Annotated in this window: 15 protein-coding genes; 9 read left to right on the forward strand and 6 right to left on the reverse strand. The window is 50.2% G+C overall.

Going from position 1 to position 17,836, the window contains the following annotated elements; genetic code table 11:
* Positions 1-10: 10 nt before the first annotated feature.
* On the forward strand, positions 11-1,879 hold the full coding sequence (locus JQ822_RS00305; protein WP_213131802.1) for an amidohydrolase: 1,869 nt from the start codon (positions 11-13) through the stop codon (positions 1,877-1,879).
* Between the two features lie 97 nt (positions 1,880-1,976).
* On the opposite strand, the gene JQ822_RS00310 is transcribed toward JQ822_RS00305, so the two are convergent.
* The 4 genes from JQ822_RS00310 to acpH form a co-directional block, all read right to left on the reverse strand.
* Positions 1,977-5,822 (reverse strand): autotransporter outer membrane beta-barrel domain-containing protein, encoded by a 3,846-nt coding sequence (locus JQ822_RS00310; protein WP_213131803.1) that lies wholly within the window; start codon positions 5,820-5,822, stop codon positions 1,977-1,979.
* A gap of 153 nt (positions 5,823-5,975) precedes the next feature.
* Positions 5,976-6,686, reverse strand: a complete 711-nt coding sequence (locus JQ822_RS00315; protein ID WP_213131804.1) for a hypothetical protein — start codon at positions 6,684-6,686, stop codon at positions 5,976-5,978.
* Between the two features lie 664 nt (positions 6,687-7,350).
* The gene (locus tag JQ822_RS00320) at positions 7,351-7,953 is read right to left on the reverse strand and encodes a peroxiredoxin (RefSeq protein ID WP_003021524.1); all 603 of its coding nucleotides are present in this window, start codon (positions 7,951-7,953) and stop codon (positions 7,351-7,353) included.
* Positions 7,954-8,119: 166 nt separating this feature from the next.
* Entirely contained in the window at positions 8,120-8,701 is a 582-nt protein-coding gene (gene acpH / locus JQ822_RS00325) for an ACP phosphodiesterase (protein ID WP_213131805.1), read from the reverse strand.
* 93 nt (positions 8,702-8,794) lie between these two features.
* On the opposite strand from acpH, the gene queA reads away from it, so the two are divergent.
* The 7 genes from queA (at position 8,795) to JQ822_RS00360 (ending at position 15,485) form a co-directional block, all read left to right on the forward strand.
* Positions 8,795-9,865: a tRNA preQ1(34) S-adenosylmethionine ribosyltransferase-isomerase QueA gene (queA, locus tag JQ822_RS00330; protein ID WP_213131806.1), complete on the forward strand. Its 1,071-nt coding sequence runs from the start codon at positions 8,795-8,797 to the stop codon at positions 9,863-9,865.
* Positions 9,866-9,920: 55 nt separating this feature from the next.
* A complete protein-coding gene (gene tgt / locus JQ822_RS00335; RefSeq protein WP_135322880.1) occupies positions 9,921-11,048 on the forward strand; it encodes a tRNA guanosine(34) transglycosylase Tgt in 1,128 nt (375 codons plus the stop codon).
* A 22-nt stretch (positions 11,049-11,070) separates the two neighbouring features.
* Entirely contained in the window at positions 11,071-11,403 is a 333-nt protein-coding gene (gene yajC, locus JQ822_RS00340) for a preprotein translocase subunit YajC (RefSeq protein ID WP_052283894.1), read from the forward strand.
* A gap of 27 nt (positions 11,404-11,430) precedes the next feature.
* Complete coding sequence (secD, locus tag JQ822_RS00345; RefSeq protein ID WP_213131807.1) at positions 11,431-13,278, forward strand: protein translocase subunit SecD; 1,848 nt, start codon at positions 11,431-11,433, stop codon at positions 13,276-13,278.
* A gap of 10 nt (positions 13,279-13,288) precedes the next feature.
* A complete protein-coding gene (gene secF, locus JQ822_RS00350; protein WP_135322878.1) occupies positions 13,289-14,260 on the forward strand; it encodes a protein translocase subunit SecF in 972 nt (323 codons plus the stop codon).
* Between the two features lie 144 nt (positions 14,261-14,404).
* Entirely contained in the window at positions 14,405-14,773 is a 369-nt protein-coding gene (locus tag JQ822_RS00355; protein WP_213131808.1) for a VOC family protein, read from the forward strand.
* Positions 14,774-14,792: 19 nt separating this feature from the next.
* Positions 14,793-15,485, forward strand: a complete 693-nt coding sequence (locus JQ822_RS00360; RefSeq protein WP_213131809.1) for a helix-turn-helix transcriptional regulator — start codon at positions 14,793-14,795, stop codon at positions 15,483-15,485.
* Positions 15,486-15,530: 45 nt separating this feature from the next.
* On the opposite strand, the gene JQ822_RS00365 is transcribed toward JQ822_RS00360, so the two are convergent.
* Both JQ822_RS00365 and JQ822_RS00370 read right to left on the reverse strand, forming a co-directional pair.
* Positions 15,531-16,394 carry a nucleoside-specific channel-forming protein Tsx gene (locus tag JQ822_RS00365; RefSeq protein ID WP_003021561.1) on the reverse strand — a complete coding sequence of 288 codons (864 nt, stop codon included), beginning with the start codon at positions 16,392-16,394 and terminating at the stop codon, positions 15,531-15,533.
* 298 nt (positions 16,395-16,692) lie between these two features.
* On the reverse strand, positions 16,693-17,232 hold the full coding sequence (locus JQ822_RS00370; protein ID WP_213131810.1) for a DUF3251 domain-containing protein: 540 nt from the start codon (positions 17,230-17,232) through the stop codon (positions 16,693-16,695).
* Positions 17,233-17,384: 152 nt separating this feature from the next.
* Between JQ822_RS00370 and nrdR the strand changes: the two genes are divergently transcribed.
* Positions 17,385-17,834 (forward strand): transcriptional regulator NrdR, encoded by a 450-nt coding sequence (nrdR, locus tag JQ822_RS00375; RefSeq protein WP_096758088.1) that lies wholly within the window; start codon positions 17,385-17,387, stop codon positions 17,832-17,834.
* Positions 17,835-17,836: the final 2 nt, after the last annotated feature.

A 17,836-nucleotide genomic window follows, 5' to 3' on the forward strand; every position in this document is an offset into this window, starting at 1 on the left:
GGAGATTGTTATGTCTCAAACTGCCACTCTGATTCTGACTCACGGAAAAATTCATACCCTTGAAAGCCAATGCCCGCAGGTGGAGGCGGTGGCGATCAAAGACGGGAAGATCCTGGCGACAGGTAGCCACGATCGGGTGATGAGCTTTGCCGCTGAAGGCACGCAGGTTGTCGATCTGCAAGGTCATACCGTGATTCCGGGTCTTAATGACTCACACCTGCACCTGATTCGCGGTGGGCTGAACTACAATCTGGAACTGCGCTGGGAAGGCGTTCCGTCACTGGTGGACGCGCTGCGTATGCTCAAAGAGCAGGCTGACCGCACGCCTTCTCCGCAGTGGGTGCGCGTGGTGGGCGGCTGGAGCGAATTTCAGTTTTCCGAACGCCGCATGCCAACCCTGGAAGAGCTCAATGAAGCGGCACCGGACACCCCGGTATTTGTGCTGCATCTCTACGACAGGGCGTTGCTAAACCGCGCGGCGCTGAAAGCCGTGGGGTATACCAAAGCGACGCCGGATCCGGCGGGGGGCGAGATCGTGCGTGATAGCAACGGCAACCCAACCGGCATGCTGATCGCCAAACCTAACGCCATGATCCTCTATTCGACGCTGGCGAAAGGGCCAAAGTTGCCGCTGGACATGCAGGTGAACTCGACGCGTCAGTTTATGCGCGAGCTGAATCGTCTGGGATTGACCAGCGCCATTGATGCGGGCGGCGGTTTTCAGAACTATCCGGAAGATTACGAGATAATCGAGCAATTACACGCCAATAAACAGATGACGGTACGCATTGCCTACAACCTGTTTACCCAGCGTCCGAAGCAGGAAGTGGAAGACTTTGAACGTTGGACCGATATGCTCAAGCCAGGGCAGGGGACCGATTTCTATCGTGCTAACGGGGCCGGGGAAATGCTGGTCTTTTCGGCCGCGGATTTCGAAGATTTCCTCCAGCCGCGCCCTGATTTACCGGAAGGCATGGAAGATGAGCTGGAGCGCGTGGTACGCCACCTGGTGGAACATCGCTGGCCGTTTCGTCTGCATGCCACCTATGATGAGTCCATCAGCCGCATGCTGGACGTGTTCGAGAAGGTGAATCGCGATATCCCGTTCAACGGTCTGCACTGGTTCTTCGATCACGCCGAAACCATTACCGAACGTAATATCGATCGCGTAAAAGCGCTGGGCGGCGGGATTGCGGTTCAGCACCGCATGGCGTTCCAGGGTGAGTATTTTGTCGATCGCTACGGCAAAGACGCGGTAAAACATACGCCGCCGGTGGCGAAAATGCTGGCGGCGGAGGTTCCGGTAGGACTTGGCACTGACGCGACTCGCGTGGCCAGCTATAACCCGTGGACGGCATTGTACTGGCTGGTTTCAGGGCGAACCGTTGGCGGTATGGCGATGTACGATGATAACAACCGCTTGCCGCGCGACGTGGCGTTGGAACTGTGGACCGCAGGCAGTGCCTGGTTCTCCAGCGAACAGGGCAAGAAAGGGCGTATAGAAAAGGATCAACTGGCTGACCTGGTGGTGCTGTCGAAAGACTATTTCAGCGTGCCGGAAGAGGAGATTAAAGGCATTGAGTCAGTGATGACGATTGTCGATGGCAAAGTGGTTTATGCCGCCGGGCATTTCACGCCGCTGGCACCACCTGCCATCCCGATCGTTCCTGACTGGTCGCCGGTGGTGAAGGTTCCGGGACATTATCGTTCCGCGCCGCCGGTTGCAGCGAAAGTCGGGGCGATGGTCCAGATGCACCAGTGTTGCGGCAGCTGTGGCGTACACGGTCATCAACATGATATTGCGCGTAAATCTGGTGTTCCGGTATCGGATGACCGGGCATTTTGGGGCGCGCTGGGCTGCTCCTGCTTCGCGTTTTAATCAAGACGCACAGCCCTGGCAGGAGCTGTGCGTCTTTACGTACTCAGATCAAAATACTCGTCATCCGGTGCGCTGAGGGCGAGTATTTTTAATTACATCAGAAATTATAATTAAATACAGCCATTGCCCCTTGACCAGTCTGGTGCTCAGATGCGTCGATGTTGTAGTTGATGCCGAAAGTTACATTCCCTTTTTGCGCTTTAACGCCTAACTGCCCGGAGAACGAAGTATCATCAACAATGGTTGAAGACAACGTATCGGAAGCATTAATACCGTAGGTACGAACACGGGTTTTCGCGTGGGTATCGCCAGTAACCGGAATAACTGACAGGTCAGCCTGCGAGCTAATTGCCCAGCCCGAATCAAGTGAATACGTTGTACTTAAACGAACACCGACCGGGAATTGCCAGAGGTTTTGTTTTTGCTCTGCGGTTTCAAACAGGTTCTCTTCGGACTGTGTAGTGGTATCAAAATGCTCAGTTTTGAGCTGTATATAACGTAAGCCGACATGCGGAATAATATCAATAGATGACATGCTGTACAGGTATTCTCCAGTAATACCTGCGGTAAGCATTTCTGAATCAATATCTGCTTTTAACTTACTACCCATATCAACGTAGGCAGGAAGATTTTGTTCAACGTCATTACTGTTATTGGACAATCCTAAATCAACGGTGACACTGAAATTATTATTCGTCCAGTTTTCATAGAACGTAGCCCCCCAAAAATCAACATCATTTTTGGTATATTGCAGATCGCCTTTGGAAGATGATTTCCCGGTTCCTGAATGGAATGCTAAACCACTGCGCAAATGACCCAGGGATATCTCATGAGTGATATCTGCGCCAACCATTAAACCAAAGAAGTTAACGTTATTACCCGTATCCAGTGCGCCAGTACTAAACCCATGGGTACGATCGTGTCCGTATAATGTGCTGGCCCAGAAATTCAGACCTTCAGATCCCGCGTTTGGTTGGTGTTTGCTGTTGAGTATTGAATTACGATCGAGGATCGTACCGGAGGCGGATAGCCCAGTGGACAGGGTGGTGTTTTGTACACCTCCGGCCACGGCTAACTGAGCCGCACTGTTAATGGTTTTCACAATATCCTGCGTAGAGACGTAAGGATTATCTATAGCACGTGCCAGGAAACGACTACCGGCAAAGTGACTTTGCGTGTCGTTGATTCCCAGGGCCATCATGGTATCGAGGGTTTGCGTCAGGGCGACGCCTGGTAACGCATCGGCAGCGGATTTAGCCGCTGTTGTAACCTGCAATTGTCCGCTTTTTTCATCCCAGTGACGTGTCGCAATTAACAGGCGGTTGGTCAGCAAGTTTTCGCCATTCCAGCCCTTATCCGAAACACCTGTATGAGTTGAATTATTGGTAACAATTGGCGAATTACCATTAAAACCGTCGACGACATAATAGGTCTGTCTGGCTTGTGCATCGGCAATGTAAAGGCGGGCGCTATCGCTGACATTGAGATTGCCACTTTCAGCGGTGAGTGCATACTGCCCGTCGGCAATGGCTTTGCCGTTCACCATCAACAGTGAATTATCGGCAAAAGTAGCCGTATTGGCATTTGTGTTGGGGACTGACGTCAGTGAACCATCCACAACCAGACTCCCCTTGGTTTCATCCAGTAATTGCGGGGCATTGATGGCTAATGCGGCGGTAATTCCTTCTTCAGACCATTGCTGACCCGTTTTGGCAAACTGTGCTTCAGCCCACTCGGTCGTCGCCTCACCTAAGACCAATAACGCGTTTTGCCCTGCGGTGAGCTTACCGTCAATGCTGTCACCGATAAATTGCAGTGCTGCTTTGGAAGCCTGGGCAATAGTGCTATCGGCATTCCATTGCGGATCAAGGAACAGCGAAGCGCCGTTCAGGTTTACATTCTCGGCAAGTAAATGTCCCGCAGCGCCCTTATCTTCTGTGGTGCCGACATTAATGGTTGTGCCTGTATTAGCGGTGAGTGAGGCGGTTTGCAATGTGCCATTGACCTGCATATTGGTATCTGTCATCTCAATTTTTGCCGCTTGTAACGCCGCGCTATCAGCAATATTGATTGTACTTCCATTGCTTGCAGCAATATCTCCGGTAACGTTGTATTTGCCTCCGGCGACCTGTAAATTTCCTTTATCCAGGTTTACGCCGGCATTCAACGAACCAGTGGCTCCGGACAGAGAAGTATGCCCCAACTGCAATGTACCTTCGGTGACATTAACACTGATGTTTGCGCCTTCCCCGGCGGAAATAAGGTTGGTGCTTTCTTTACCGGTTGCATCACCGGTCAAGGTTAGCGTTTTATAACCTTTTACAGTGACACTGGCTGTGTTGCTTTCACTGGCAGCCAGTACAATGTTTTTCACCCCAATACTGTTTATACTGCCGTCTTGACCTGTACTGGGTTTGTCACCACCAATAACGATTTCACTTTTTGTTGATTCAACGGTAACGCCGGCAAGCAAGGTATTTTCACCCACAGAACCGGCGGTGCCAAAATCTACAATACCAGTAGGATCAGTACCATCAGAAGACACCATGTTGCCCAGCATAATAAGTTCGGCATTGTCGACCAGACCGTTAACAGACTTCACATAATTAAAGTTAAATAACGCATCAGATAGCGCTAATGTGCCATCACTAAAAGTCACCTTTTTACCTGTTGCATTCAGGCCAGTGGCTGCTGCGGTGAGACCGTGACTTCCCAGACCATCAGTGAATAGTTGCGCTGAGCTGGTTTGCAAGGTTCCCTTATTGATGGTTAACGAAGAGTCGCCCCCCAAAGAGAGATTATCTGCCTGCAGAGTGGTTTTATCTGCAACGGTGAGTTGACCATGACCCGCTAAATTAACATCAGCAATGATGTGATTCCCTGTCAGTTTTAGCGTTGGCCCCACGTTTACATCATTAAGACCATTGATGATGGAGCTTTTTCCCTGCACATCTAACGCCGTAAAATCGACAAATTTTCTGCCGTCAAATTCAGTCGCTTCTTCACCCAATTGCAGGGTTGAATCGACTTTGTTGCCGATGATTTTGTTAACGTTGCCGGTTGCGACATTATCGCCCAGAGATACCAGGGCTTCACTGCTCTGGCTGACGTTGATATCTCCGAGCACTTTTGAATTATTATTAACACTGACATTACTCACCCCATCACCGGTGATAATATTACCAGTGAGCGTTGTCTGCTTTGTCAGTTCAATACTGACATCTTGCGAAAGTCCGGCTTGAACAGAACCGTAAAGGGTACTTTCAGAAGCCGTAATATCAACGGAGTCAGAGCCGCCGGTGAAAATACCCGCTTTCCAGTTTTCCGAGCCTAACTGACTGTTATCAATATCGACGGTAATATTGCCGGTGTCACCAAAATCGACATAAACTCCATATCCATTATCATCGTCCTGATTTGCAATCCAATTTTTGTTCTTTGCCGCCCCATTTTTAAGGGCGTTGTCGTAGTTGGCATCCATCTGAGCACCATTAATATGGGTGCCCTTTAAGCTGATGGCAATATTGGTATCAGAACCAGTGCCACCTGATTCGATAAAATCAACAGAAGCGTTTTTCATATTAAGAATAGAGTTGTTTTCAGCAATATTAGTTTTGCTAAAGTTGATGTAATATCCACGCAGATCAAGATCGGCAACATTAACGGTTCTTTGCGGCAACCTTTCGAGGGGGGGGTTGAAATAGATATTCCCTTTATTGCTATTTGCATCAAGAAATATTTCCGCTTGCGTGTTATTAAAGTTCCAGGCATAAATGCCTGGAACGGCTGTATCGCCAGAGCCAGAGTTGGGCTGTAGCAGGCTCCAGTTAAGACCAGATACCTGGCCTGGTTCTAAGTCAGAGGCTATGGCAGTTCCTGATATTGCGAGTAGTATAGAAACTACTAACGTTTTCTTTGAGAAAGCAACGTTTGTTTGAGACATAAATAAATCCTTATATTTGTTAACGGATGGTACTTTCCACAATATGGTGATGAAGCGATAAAGAACTCATCGTTACCTGTGGTGATTTATTTTTTATTTGCTAAGCTTTAAATAATCCATTAATCCGCACTGTGTTGTAGTCTCTGTAAATATTTACCTGTCATGATCTTTCCAGCTTGTTGGTCCCGCTTTTACAGTGAGTGAGTGAATAAAATCTCTACTGCAATGGCGTATGCCTAAAGCTTGCATCATCAACCGGCGATAGTGGTACATCACTTTTTCACTTCTTTTCAGTTGCTTTGCCGTTTCGCGAAGTGAGATGCCTCTGGCTAACCAATCCAGCGTAATAGCGCGCGTACGCGATGAAGGTATTACTCCTGATAACCTTCTTCTGATCCAAATTTCAAGCGAACCCAATACCACCTGCGGAGGAACGCTAGCGCAAAAAGGTCTGATCGGTGGGTGTGCTGCTGAAAATAGTGATGATGTAATATGTTCTGCTATTCCTACATTTGGGTATCCAGAGATTAAAGCATCATATTCCTTGAGCAGCATTGCACCAAAATACTCAGCGACCATACGATCTGAGTAGAGAAAATATTGCTGCGTACAAATCATTAGTGCTTGAGGAAAAATTTTACGGAAAGCCAGTATCAATGCTACATATCGTCCTGGAGGAACATCAAGAATGATTACATGTGGAGGCGGCCCGACATAACTGCACAGATCACTGATAGTGAGTTGCGACAATAAAATATAGCGCTCAGTGGTTTTTTTACCCCTGATTAAATTTTGCAATGCAGTTGCATGCGTCCAGTCTGCGGAATAAATAAAAACTGGCGTGCATTTATCTTTGCTGCTCATGCATATCCCTCATCAATTTGCAAGAAAAACACTGTAAAAAGTGTGGTTTTCTGGAGAAATCCTAATCTGCTGATAAATTGATGGGTAATGATTAAAATCGATCGATAAGATCTGAGTTTTTAATCGAACGTGTAGAATGATGAAAAAAAAGCGTTAATCAGTGATGGAATAATTAGTTTGGTGAATCAATTTATACATTAATTATAACTATTATGATTAATATCGTTTTTTTACTGTTATTGATTTTGTAAAAAATGCTAACACTTTATATAACAGGAACATACAAAATGAGTCGCAAGGTATGCAGTAACACATCCACAGATGTGAAGACATTAAATATATTTATCTCGTTTTGATAAATCACTGCATTTTTGCTCTTTCTTTTTTTCAATTTCTCTTAAAAATTCAGATATCACCTTAAAAAAGTCAGGAAAATTCCTGGTCAATAATGTGATGAAGCGCAAAGGATGATTATCTGAGAGGCAGGATAAACGGCAGTTTTAGGGTCTTTACTGATTCAGAAGCGCGCGTGAACTTAGTGCGGAGTTGAGCTGGGGCGGTGCAAGGGGAAAAAGGGAAAAAAGACGTCAGGCACCTATTAACCTGAATGCTGTTCTACAAAAAAGGCTCGCATTAGCGAGCCTTTTCTCAATTCATCCGCCAATTACAGGCTGGAAACGTTCTCGGTCAGGTATTTTGCAACGCCGTCCGGAGACGCGTTCATACCTTCTTTACCTTTTTCCCACTGTGCCGGGCAAACGTCGCCGTGCTCTTCGTGGAACTGCAGCGCGTCAACCATACGCAGCATTTCGTCGATGTTACGACCCAGTGGCAGGTCGTTTACAACCTGGTGGCGAACAACGCCGTTTGCGTCGATCAGGAAAGAACCGCGCAGAGCAACGCCCGCTTCCGGGTGCTCGATGCCGTAAGCTTTCTGGATTTCGCGCTTGATGTCAGCAACCATTGCGTATTTCACTGCACCAATGCCGCCTTTGTCGACAGGGGTGTTACGCCATGCGTTGTGGACAAACTCAGAGTCGAATGAAACGCCAACCACTTCAACGCCGCGCTTCTGGAATTCTTCGTAACGCTTGTCGAATGCGATCAGTTCAGACGGGCAAACGAAGGTGAAGTCCATCGGCCAGAAGAAAAGAACGGTGGTTTTACCGTTGGTATGCTGTTTGAAGTTGAAGTTCTCAACAATCTCACCGCTACCCAGTACCGCAGCTGCTGTGAAATCCGGAGCCTGACGAGTTACCAGTACCATATAATTCTCCTGCAAAGTTAAGGGGTTTTTGGAACGCAACGCGGGCCAGTATAGAGAGTGTTCGGGAATAAGACAAAGAGGCGCTGACAATCAATGAGACAGGTTTTGGCTATCAATGTTTGCCGGATGGCGGCGTCGCCTTATCCGGCACGTAGCAATAAGGTCATCAAAGCGCTTTACGGCGGGCCTGTTCCATCATTTGCGGATAAAAACGCCAGAAGCGTTCTTCCAGGGCATCGTAGTGCCTGTCCAGGTCATACCATGAGTCACGCAGGGCATCGAGCCGCGGGCGGCGGCTGGCCATGCCATTGAGAACATTCTGGATAAAATCCATATCCTGATAGCGTTCCAGCCATTTCTCTGACCATATATAGCTGTTCAGATTGATAAAACGCGGCGGCGATTCTGGCAGGATAGCGACAACCTGGGTTTGGGCGTAGCTCACAAAGTCCGCTAGCGGGAAGTCGGGGGAGATTTCTGACCAGTGGCGCGATAAAAAGTGATCCCACATTACGTCCAGCGTAATCGGTGCGACGCGGCGCGTCTCGCTGCGAAACCATTCTTTGGCTTCACGGACTTCCGGCAGGTTGTCGGTCATCACGTCGATTCGACGATGCATGAAAATGCCGTCCACCACGTCAGGTGAATAGTGCGTTTCCGGATTACCCCGGACAAAATCGGCCAACAAATTACCGGAAAGCGAGCTGTCGGCTAAATGCGCTAAGTGCAGGTGTGCAAGAAAATTCATTATCTATTATCTGTCCGAAAGAGGGGTAAAGGTTGCAGGGAAAGCGCCCCGGCACTAGACTACCCGCCTCTTATTTTAGTCTGAGTCAGTGTCATGCGCGTTACCGATTTCACCTTTGAACTACCCGAATCCCTGATTGCCCACTATCCGCAAGCCGAGCGCAGTAGCTGCCGCTTGCTGTCTTTGGACGGGCCGACGGGCGCGCTGACGCACGGTACTTTCACTGATTTGCTCGACAAGCTCAACCCTGGAGATTTGCTGGTCTTTAACAATACCCGCGTGATCCCGGCCCGCCTGTTTGGGCGTAAAGCCAGCGGCGGCAAGATAGAAGTGCTGGTTGAGCGCATGCTGGATGACAAACGCATCCTGGCACATATTCGCGCCTCCAAAGCGCCAAAGCCGGGTGCCGAGCTGCTGCTGGGTGACGACGAGAGTATTAAAGCCACGATGGTGGCGCGCCACGATGCGTTGTTTGAAGTTGAGTTTGACGACGAGCGCAGCGTACTGGATATCCTTAACGCCATCGGCCACATGCCGCTACCACCGTATATCGACCGTCCGGATGAAGACGCTGACCGCGAGCTGTACCAGACGGTGTATAGCGAAAAACCGGGCGCCGTGGCGGCGCCGACCGCCGGTTTGCACTTTGACGATCCGTTGCTGGCAAAACTGCGCGATAAAGGCATTGAGATGGCGTTCGTGACGCTGCACGTTGGGGCGGGGACGTTCCAGCCGGTGCGCGTAGACACCATCGAAGATCACATCATGCACTCAGAATATGCCGAAGTGCCGCAGGATGTGGTCGACGCGGTGCTGGCGGCGAAAGCGCGCGGCAATCGTGTTATTGCGGTAGGGACGACGTCAGTTCGTTCGCTGGAAAGCGCGGCCCAGGCGGCTCAAAATGATCTGATCGAACCGTTCTTCGGTGATACGCAAATCTTTATTTATCCAGGCTATAAATACCAGGTGATTGATGCGCTGGTGACTAACTTCCATCTGCCTGAATCGACATTGATTATGCTGGTATCCGCGTTTGCTGGCTATAAAAACACCATGAACGCCTATCATGAAGCGGTTAAAGCGGAATATCGCTTTTTTAGTTACGGGGATGCCATGTTTATCACGTACAATCCGCAGGCTATTTCTGAGCGCGTCGGGGAATAAATTCGCGGCGCAGGTCTTAAACGTTGGACTGTTTTTCTGACGTACTGGAGAAAAAATGAAATTCGAACTGGATACCACCGACGGACGCGCCCGCCGTGGCCGCCTGGTGTTTGATCGTGGCGTAGTGGAAACGCCTGCTTTTATGCCTGTGGGTACCTACGGTACGGTAAAAGGCATGACGCCGGAAGAAGTTGAAGCCACCGGCGCACAAATTATTCTCGGCAACACCTTCCACCTGTGGCTGCGTCCGGGTCAGGAAATCATGAAGCTGCACGGCGACCTTCACGATTTCATGCAGTGGAAAGGACCGATCCTCACTGATTCCGGTGGTTTCCAGGTATTCAGCCTGGGTGATATTCGCAAGATCACCGAGCAGGGTGTGCATTTCCGCAACCCGATCAACGGCGATCCGATTTTCCTCGATCCTGAGAAGTCGATGGAGATTCAATACGATCTCGGTTCCGATATCGTGATGATCTTCGACGAATGTACACCGTACCCGGCTGACTGGGACTATGCTAAACGCTCAATGGAAATGTCTTTACGCTGGGCGCAGCGTAGCCGTGACCGTTTTGATGGCCTCGGCAACAAAAATGCGCTTTTTGGCATCATTCAGGGCAGCGTTTACGAAGATTTACGTGATATCTCCGTCAAAGGTCTGGTAGATATCGGCTTTGATGGCTACGCTGTCGGCGGTTTGGCTGTGGGTGAGCCGAAAGAAGACATGCACCGTATTCTGGAACATGTTTGTCCGCAAATTCCGGCAGATAAACCTCGCTACCTGATGGGCGTCGGCAAACCGGAAGATCTGGTTGAAGGCGTGCGTCGCGGTATTGATATGTTTGACTGCGTGATGCCAACGCGAAATGCCCGTAATGGTCATTTGTTTGTGACTGACGGCGTGGTAAAAATTCGTAATGCGAAGCATAAAAGCGACACCAGTCCGCTCGATGCCGAGTGTGATTGCTACACCTGTCGCAATTATTCACGCGCTTACTTGCATCATCTTGACCGTTGCAACGAAATATTGGGCGCGCGACTCAATACCATTCATAACCTTCGTTACTACCAGCGCTTGATGGCGGGTTTACGCAAGGCTATTGAAGAGGGTAAATTAGAGAGCTTCGTGACCGATTTTTACCAACGTCAGGGTCGACCTGTTCCACCTTTGAACGTTGATTAATATTAATAATGAGGGAATTTGAATGAGCTTTTTTATTTCTGATGCGGTAGCGGCAACAGGTGCTCCGGCGCAGGGCAGCCCGATGTCTCTGATTCTGATGCTGGTGGTGTTTGGTCTGATTTTCTATTTCATGATCCTGCGCCCACAGCAAAAGCGTACCAAAGAACATAAAAACCTGATGAGCTCCATTGCCAAAGGTGATGAAGTCCTGACGAACGGTGGTCTGGTTGGTCGTGTGACTAAAGTAGCAGAAACTGGCTACATCTCTATCGCACTGAACGACACCACTGAAGTGGTTATCAAACGTGACTTCGTAGCTGCCGTTCTGCCGAAAGGCACCATGAAGGCGCTGTAATATTTCGTTTTCCCAAAGGGAACTGCCGTGTTAAACCGTTATCCTTTGTGGAAGTACATCATGCTGGTCGTCGTGATTATCGTCGGCCTGCTTTACGCACTTCCCAACCTGTATGGTGAGGATCCGGCTGTTCAAATCACTGGCGTGCGCGGTGCCGCCGCCAGTGAGCAAACGCTGATCCAGGTCCAGAAAACGTTACAAGAAGAAAAAATCACACCTAAGTCTGTGGCTCTGGAAGAGGGCGCTATTCTTGCGCGCTTCGACTCCACTGATACCCAATTGCGCGCGCGTGAAGTGCTGCTGGGCGTGCTGGGTGATCAATACGTCGTGGCGCTTAACCTTGCTCCGGCAACACCGCGCTGGCTGTCTGCTATTCATGCAGAACCGATGAAACTCGGTCTTGACCTGCGTGGCGGCGTTCACTTCCTGATGGAAGTGGATATGGACACCGCGCTGAGTAAGTTGCAGGAACAAAATATCGATAGCCTGCGCAGCGATCTGCGTGAAAAAGGCATTCCTTATACTACCGTTCGTAAAGAAGATAACTACGGCCTGAGCATCACCTTCCGTGATGGCAAAGCCCGTGACGACGCTATCTCTTACCTGAGCAAGCGTCATCAGGATCTGGTTATTTCCAGCCAGGGCAGCAATGCGCTGCGTGCGGTCATGACCGATGCTCGTCTGAGCGAAGCCCGTGAGTATGCGGTACAGCAGAACATTAACATTCTGCGTAACCGTGTTAACCAACTGGGTGTAGCTGAGCCGGTAGTGCAACGCCAGGGTGCTGACCGAATCGTGGTCGAACTGCCAGGTATTCAGGACACCGCGCGTGCGAAAGAGATTCTGGGCGCAACGGCGACGCTGGAGTTCCGTCTGGTAAACACCAACGTGGACCAGTCTGCGGCGGCATCCGGGCGTGTACCGGGTGACTCAGAAGTGAAACAGTCTCGCGAAGGACAGCCGGTTGTGCTGTACAAGCGTGTGATCCTGACCGGTGACCATATCACCGACTCCACTTCCAGCCAGGACGAATACAATCAGCCGCAGGTTAATATCTCGCTGGATAGTGCAGGTGGGAACATCATGTCCAACTTCACCAAGGACAACATCGGTAAGCCGATGGCGACCCTGTTCGTGGAGTACAAAGACAGCGGTAAGAAAGATGCCAACGGTCGTGCCGTGCTGGTGAAACAGGAAGAAGTGATTAACATCGCTAACATTCAGTCTCGACTGGGTAACAGCTTCCGTATCACCGGTATCAACAACCCGAACGAAGCGCGTCAGCTTTCTCTGCTGCTGCGTGCCGGTGCGTTGATTGCGCCGATTCAGATTGTTGAAGAACGCACTATCGGCCCGACTCTGGGTATGCAGAACATCAAGCAGGGTCTGGAAGCGTGTCTGGCCGGTTTGGTGGTTTCTATCCTGTTCATGATCTTCTTCTACAAGAAGTTTGGTCTGATTGCGACCAGCGCGCTGATTGCGAACCTGGTACTGATTGTCGGTATCATGTCGCTGCTGCCGGGCGCTACGCTAAGTATGCCGGGTATAGCGGGGATCGTCTTAACCCTTGCCGTGGCGGTCGATGCTAACGTACTGATCAACGAACGTATCAAAGAAGAGTTGAGTAACGGACGTTCGATTCAGCAGGCGATCAACGAAGGTTATGCGGGCGCATTCAGTTCCATCTTCGATGCGAACATTACGACGCTGATTAAAGTTCTGATCCTGTATGCAGTCGGTACCGGGGCAATTAAAGGGTTCGCGATTACTACCGGTATTGGTGTGGCGACGTCGATGTTTACCGCGATCGTCGGGACACGTGCCATCGTAAACCTGTTGTATGGCGGCAAGCGCGTCAAAAAGCTGTCAATCTGAGGAGTGCGAAGTGGCACAGGAATATACTGTTGAACAATTGAACCACGGCCGTAAAGTCATCGACTTTATGCGCTGGGACTACTGGGCTTTCGGCATCTCTGGTTTCCTGCTGATTGCGGCTATTGTCGTGATGGGCGTACGCGGATTTAACTGGGGTCTCGATTTCACCGGTGGTACGGTGATTGAAATCACGCTGGAAAAACCGGCGGAAATGGACGTGATGCGCGATGCGCTGGAGAAAGCGGGCTTCGTTGAGCCGCTTTTGCAGAACTTCGGTAGCAGCCACGACATTATGGTACGTATGCCGCCAACCGAAGGTGAAAACGGTGGGCAGGTGCTGGGTAGTAAGGTGCTGAGCGTCATTAACGAAGCCACCAACCAGCATGCAGCTGTGAAGCGTATCGAATTCGTTGGGCCTAGCGTCGGTGCCGATCTGGCACAAAACGGTGCCATGGCGCTGATTGTGGCGCTGATTTCTATTCTCGTGTACGTCGGTTTCCGCTTTGAGTGGCGACTGGCGGCGGGTGTGGTTATCTCACTGGCGCACGACGTGATCATCACGCTTGGGGTTCTGTCGTTGTTCCATATCGAGATTGACCTGACTATCGTCGCTTCATTGATGTCGGTAATCGGTTACTCGCTAAACGACAGCATCGTGGTCTCTGACCGTATTCGTGAGAACTTCCGCAAAATCCGTCGCGGCACACCTTACGAAATCTTTAACGTGTCGCTGACCCAGACGCTGCACCGTACGTTGATCACCTCTGGTACGACGTTAGTGGTTATTCTGATGCTGTACCTCTTCGGTGGTCCGGTACTGGAAGGCTTCTCGCTGACCATGCTTATCGGTGTGTCCATCGGTACGGCGTCGTCTATCTACGTAGCATCGGCGCTGGCGCTGAAGCTGGGTATGAAGCGCGAGCACATGCTGCAGCAGAAGGTCGAGAAAGAAGGGGCGGATCAGCCGTCTATTCTGCCTTAATCGGCGTGAAGTGTAAGAACAGAAATCCCGATCGCAAGGTCGGGATTTTTTTGTCTGTAGATTGTCACAATACTACTGACAGTACGCTGTCAGTAGCCCTGTTTTATAGTCCTCCTGAACTTACTCATTAAGGCAGGAGGATGTATGAAAAATGTCATTAACTGGTTTGAAATTCCGGTGGTGGAAATGGATCGTGCCGTTGCATTTTATGAGACGGTGATGCAGGTTTCGCTGCGCCGGGAGAAGATGGATTGTGCCGATCTGGCGGTATTCCCGCATCAGGATCCTGCTCCTGGCGGCGCACTGGCAAAATTTGACGGTATTATACCTTCGCAGCAGGGCGCTATTATTTATCTGCATACGGACGATCTGGCGGCGACGCTCGATCGGGTCACAACGGTGGGTGGCGAATGTGTGTTTGGGCCACTTGAACTGGGGCAGGATATCGGCACGATTGCGTTATTTACCGACAGCGAAGGCAATCGTGTTGGCTTACATCAGCCTGCGCAATAATTCCTGAGAGAGAGCAAAGATGACCAGACGCGCCGATCGGTTGTTCCAGATTGTGCAGATCCTGCGAGGCAGGCGACTGACAACGGCGGCGCAGCTGGCGGAGCGTCTCGGGGTTTCGCCACGTACGATCTACCGTGATATCTGTGATTTATCATTATCCGGCGTACCCGTCGAAGGTGAGGCTGGCAGTGGTTATCGCTTGCTGGCCGGGTTTGATCTGCCGCCCCTAATGCTTACGCATCGTGAGTCGGAAGCACTTATTGTCGCTATCCGTTTGCTGAAAACCTGGGGAGGGGATTCTCTCGCCCGCGAGCTGGAATCTGCGCAGGAAAAAGTGTTGGCGATCTTGCCGCAAGAGAGCCGTCGCAGAGCGGAGCAAACGCGGATTTTTGCTCCAGATTTTGGCAATCAGCCACATTCACGCAGCGCGTTTGATCTCATTCACCGCGCGGTTTCGGCGCAGCAGATGCTGGCGCTGCATTATCGCGATGAATCCGGGAATCTCTCCTGCCGCGACGTTCAGCCGCTGGGGTTATTTTTCTGGGGTGAGCACTGGCTGCTGGTGGCGTGGTGTGAGAGGCGCGAAGATTATCGCTGTTTTCGTGTGGATCGTTGTCTGCAAATCACCCCACTCGACAGGCAATTTCGCGAACGCGCCGATCGCTCGCTAAGTGACTTTTTACGTAAAGTCCGCTGTGAAGACCAACCATAAAAAAGCCAGCGGTTAAGCTGGCTTGTCGTTGATAAATTGTCTGGATTAGAAGTTGTAACCAACTACCAGGTAACCACCCCAACCGGTAGATTTCGCGCTGAAGTCGCCTTCGCCCCAGTTCAGCGTATCGCCACCTTTCCACTGGCCGCCGTTATGGAAGTAACGAGCGACTACGGAGTAGTGCCAATGATCGTAGTTCAGTGCCAGAACGTGACTGGAAGCGATAGAGTTGCTGGTGCGGTTCGGATCATCGCCCAGATCTGAGCCCCAGTCGAAGTTAGTGAAGCCGATGTAGGTCAGTTGGCCGCCCCAAACCTGGGTGATCGGCACAAAGTATTTCACTTTGAAACGGTAGCCATCCCACTCGTTTTCGTTGGATGCGCCATAGTTCTGCCACTGGTATTTAGCATACACGTTCAGGGACAGACCCATCGGCAGACCGGTGTCGATATCGGTACCCAGACCCATATACCAGGTGCTCTGGCGGCTGGCTTTATTATCACCCATATCGTAGATGTAGTTGTTGGCGAAGTACCATTCTTTGAACGGACCAAAGCTCAGGTCAGCACCGGTCAGTTTGTCGATGGAGAAACGTGGTTCGATTTCCATAAACAGCGGGGAACCGTCAGACCAGATACCTTTATCGTTGCCGTTACCCCAGTCAAAGGTCTTCGGAATATCGATGTAGCCATAGAAATCAAACCAATCTTTTTTGGCGAATGCTTCGTATTCCAGATAGACATCGTTGTTCAGTTTCGGAGAGAAACGGGTGTGGTAGCTACCCACCACGTTAACACTCTGATGCCACCAGTCGGACAGATATTGCGGTTTGTCATTTTCTGCTGCGTTGGCAGTAAAAGACGAGGAGAGCGCCAGCACTGCACCGGCTGCAAGTAATGTTTTTTTCATATGTATGCCACTGTTTGAAATCCCTTTCGGGAGTGAAAAAGGCGCAAATTGCGTTTCTAAATATTTCGTAATTCTTCGGAGCCTATTATAAAAATCATTGTTCACAAAAATATGTCTTGTTTCACAGTTCTATCATTTACGTAATCGATTGCGTTCACGTTTGCGTACTTTAGGCGGCGAATTGTACTGACTCCGGTGAATGTTGCCAAGTTTTACTAAAAATCTCGGTGATGTCAGAGGAGTAACAAAATGGTGGAGGATAGTGTTGCGGAACGCACAAAACATTCCGCGAAAAAGTTTATTGGGTCACAGGTTGGATGTCATGGATGCGCACAAAACCGAGCTGGTCAGGCGACAGGCCATTCAGTTGCAGCGGAATGTCTATGTCGCTGGGGGCAAGAACGCTTGCTGGGGCGTTGATCAATTCATTCTTAACACCCACTTCCTGGTAGTTGTCCGTGGTGCCCTGAATTTGCCCGTACTCCAGGGTAGCGCTAAATGCCGGTAGAGGCGTGTCGGATTCCCCCTGAATACGCAGGGTCAGACGTGTGCCGTCTGCATTTGGTGCAATATTCACCAGCGACATGCGTAGCGTACCAATCTGGCTGTTCAGTCGGGCCGGGGTTTTTGAACCGGGTAATAAATAGACGCCGCGGGTGGATTTCGCATTCAACATATTTTGTTGCGTTATTTTTACCGTTTCCTGATTGAGCTGCGTCATCTCTTTGCTCAGCGTGTTAACGCTTTGATGCATTTGACGTACTTCGGCTTGCTGTGCGCAGGCACTAAGGCTAAAGAGGCTTCCCACCAGGAGAATTCTTAGGTAACGTCTTGTCATTGTGATTACTTCCTTCATTGTCGCGATAGCATAATGGTAGTGTGCACAGAGCACGAAGGCATCGATCCTTTGTCTCAAAAGCGCTCTGCCTTTGTTGTCACGCCAGTTCAGGGTAAAATAGATTTCTGTTAACCACCTGATCAGGACGCCGTATGCATTGCCCATTCTGTTTCGCCGTAGACACTAAGGTAATTGACTCTCGTCTTGTAGGCGAGGGCTCTTCAGTACGCCGACGCCGGCAGTGTCTGGTCTGTAACGAACGTTTTACCACTTTTGAAGTGGCTGAGCTGGTTATGCCGCGCGTTGTGAAAAGCAACGACGTGCGTGAACCCTTTAATGAAGAAAAGCTGCGCAGCGGCATGCTCAGAGCACTTGAGAAACGGCCGGTCAGCGCAGATGACGTCGAAATGGCGTTGAACCATATAAAATCCCAGCTGCGCGGGACAGGCGAGCGCGAGGTTCCGAGTAAAATGATCGGTAATCTGGTGATGGAGCAACTGAAAAAGCTCGATAAAGTCGCCTACATCCGTTTTGCTTCGGTCTATCGGAGCTTTGAAGATATCAAAGAATTTGGCGAAGAGATCGCTCGCCTACAGGACTAAGC

This window comes from Citrobacter sp. FP75 (assembly GCF_018342065.1).
In the GTDB taxonomy this organism is placed as follows: Bacteria; Pseudomonadota; Gammaproteobacteria; order Enterobacterales; family Enterobacteriaceae; genus Citrobacter.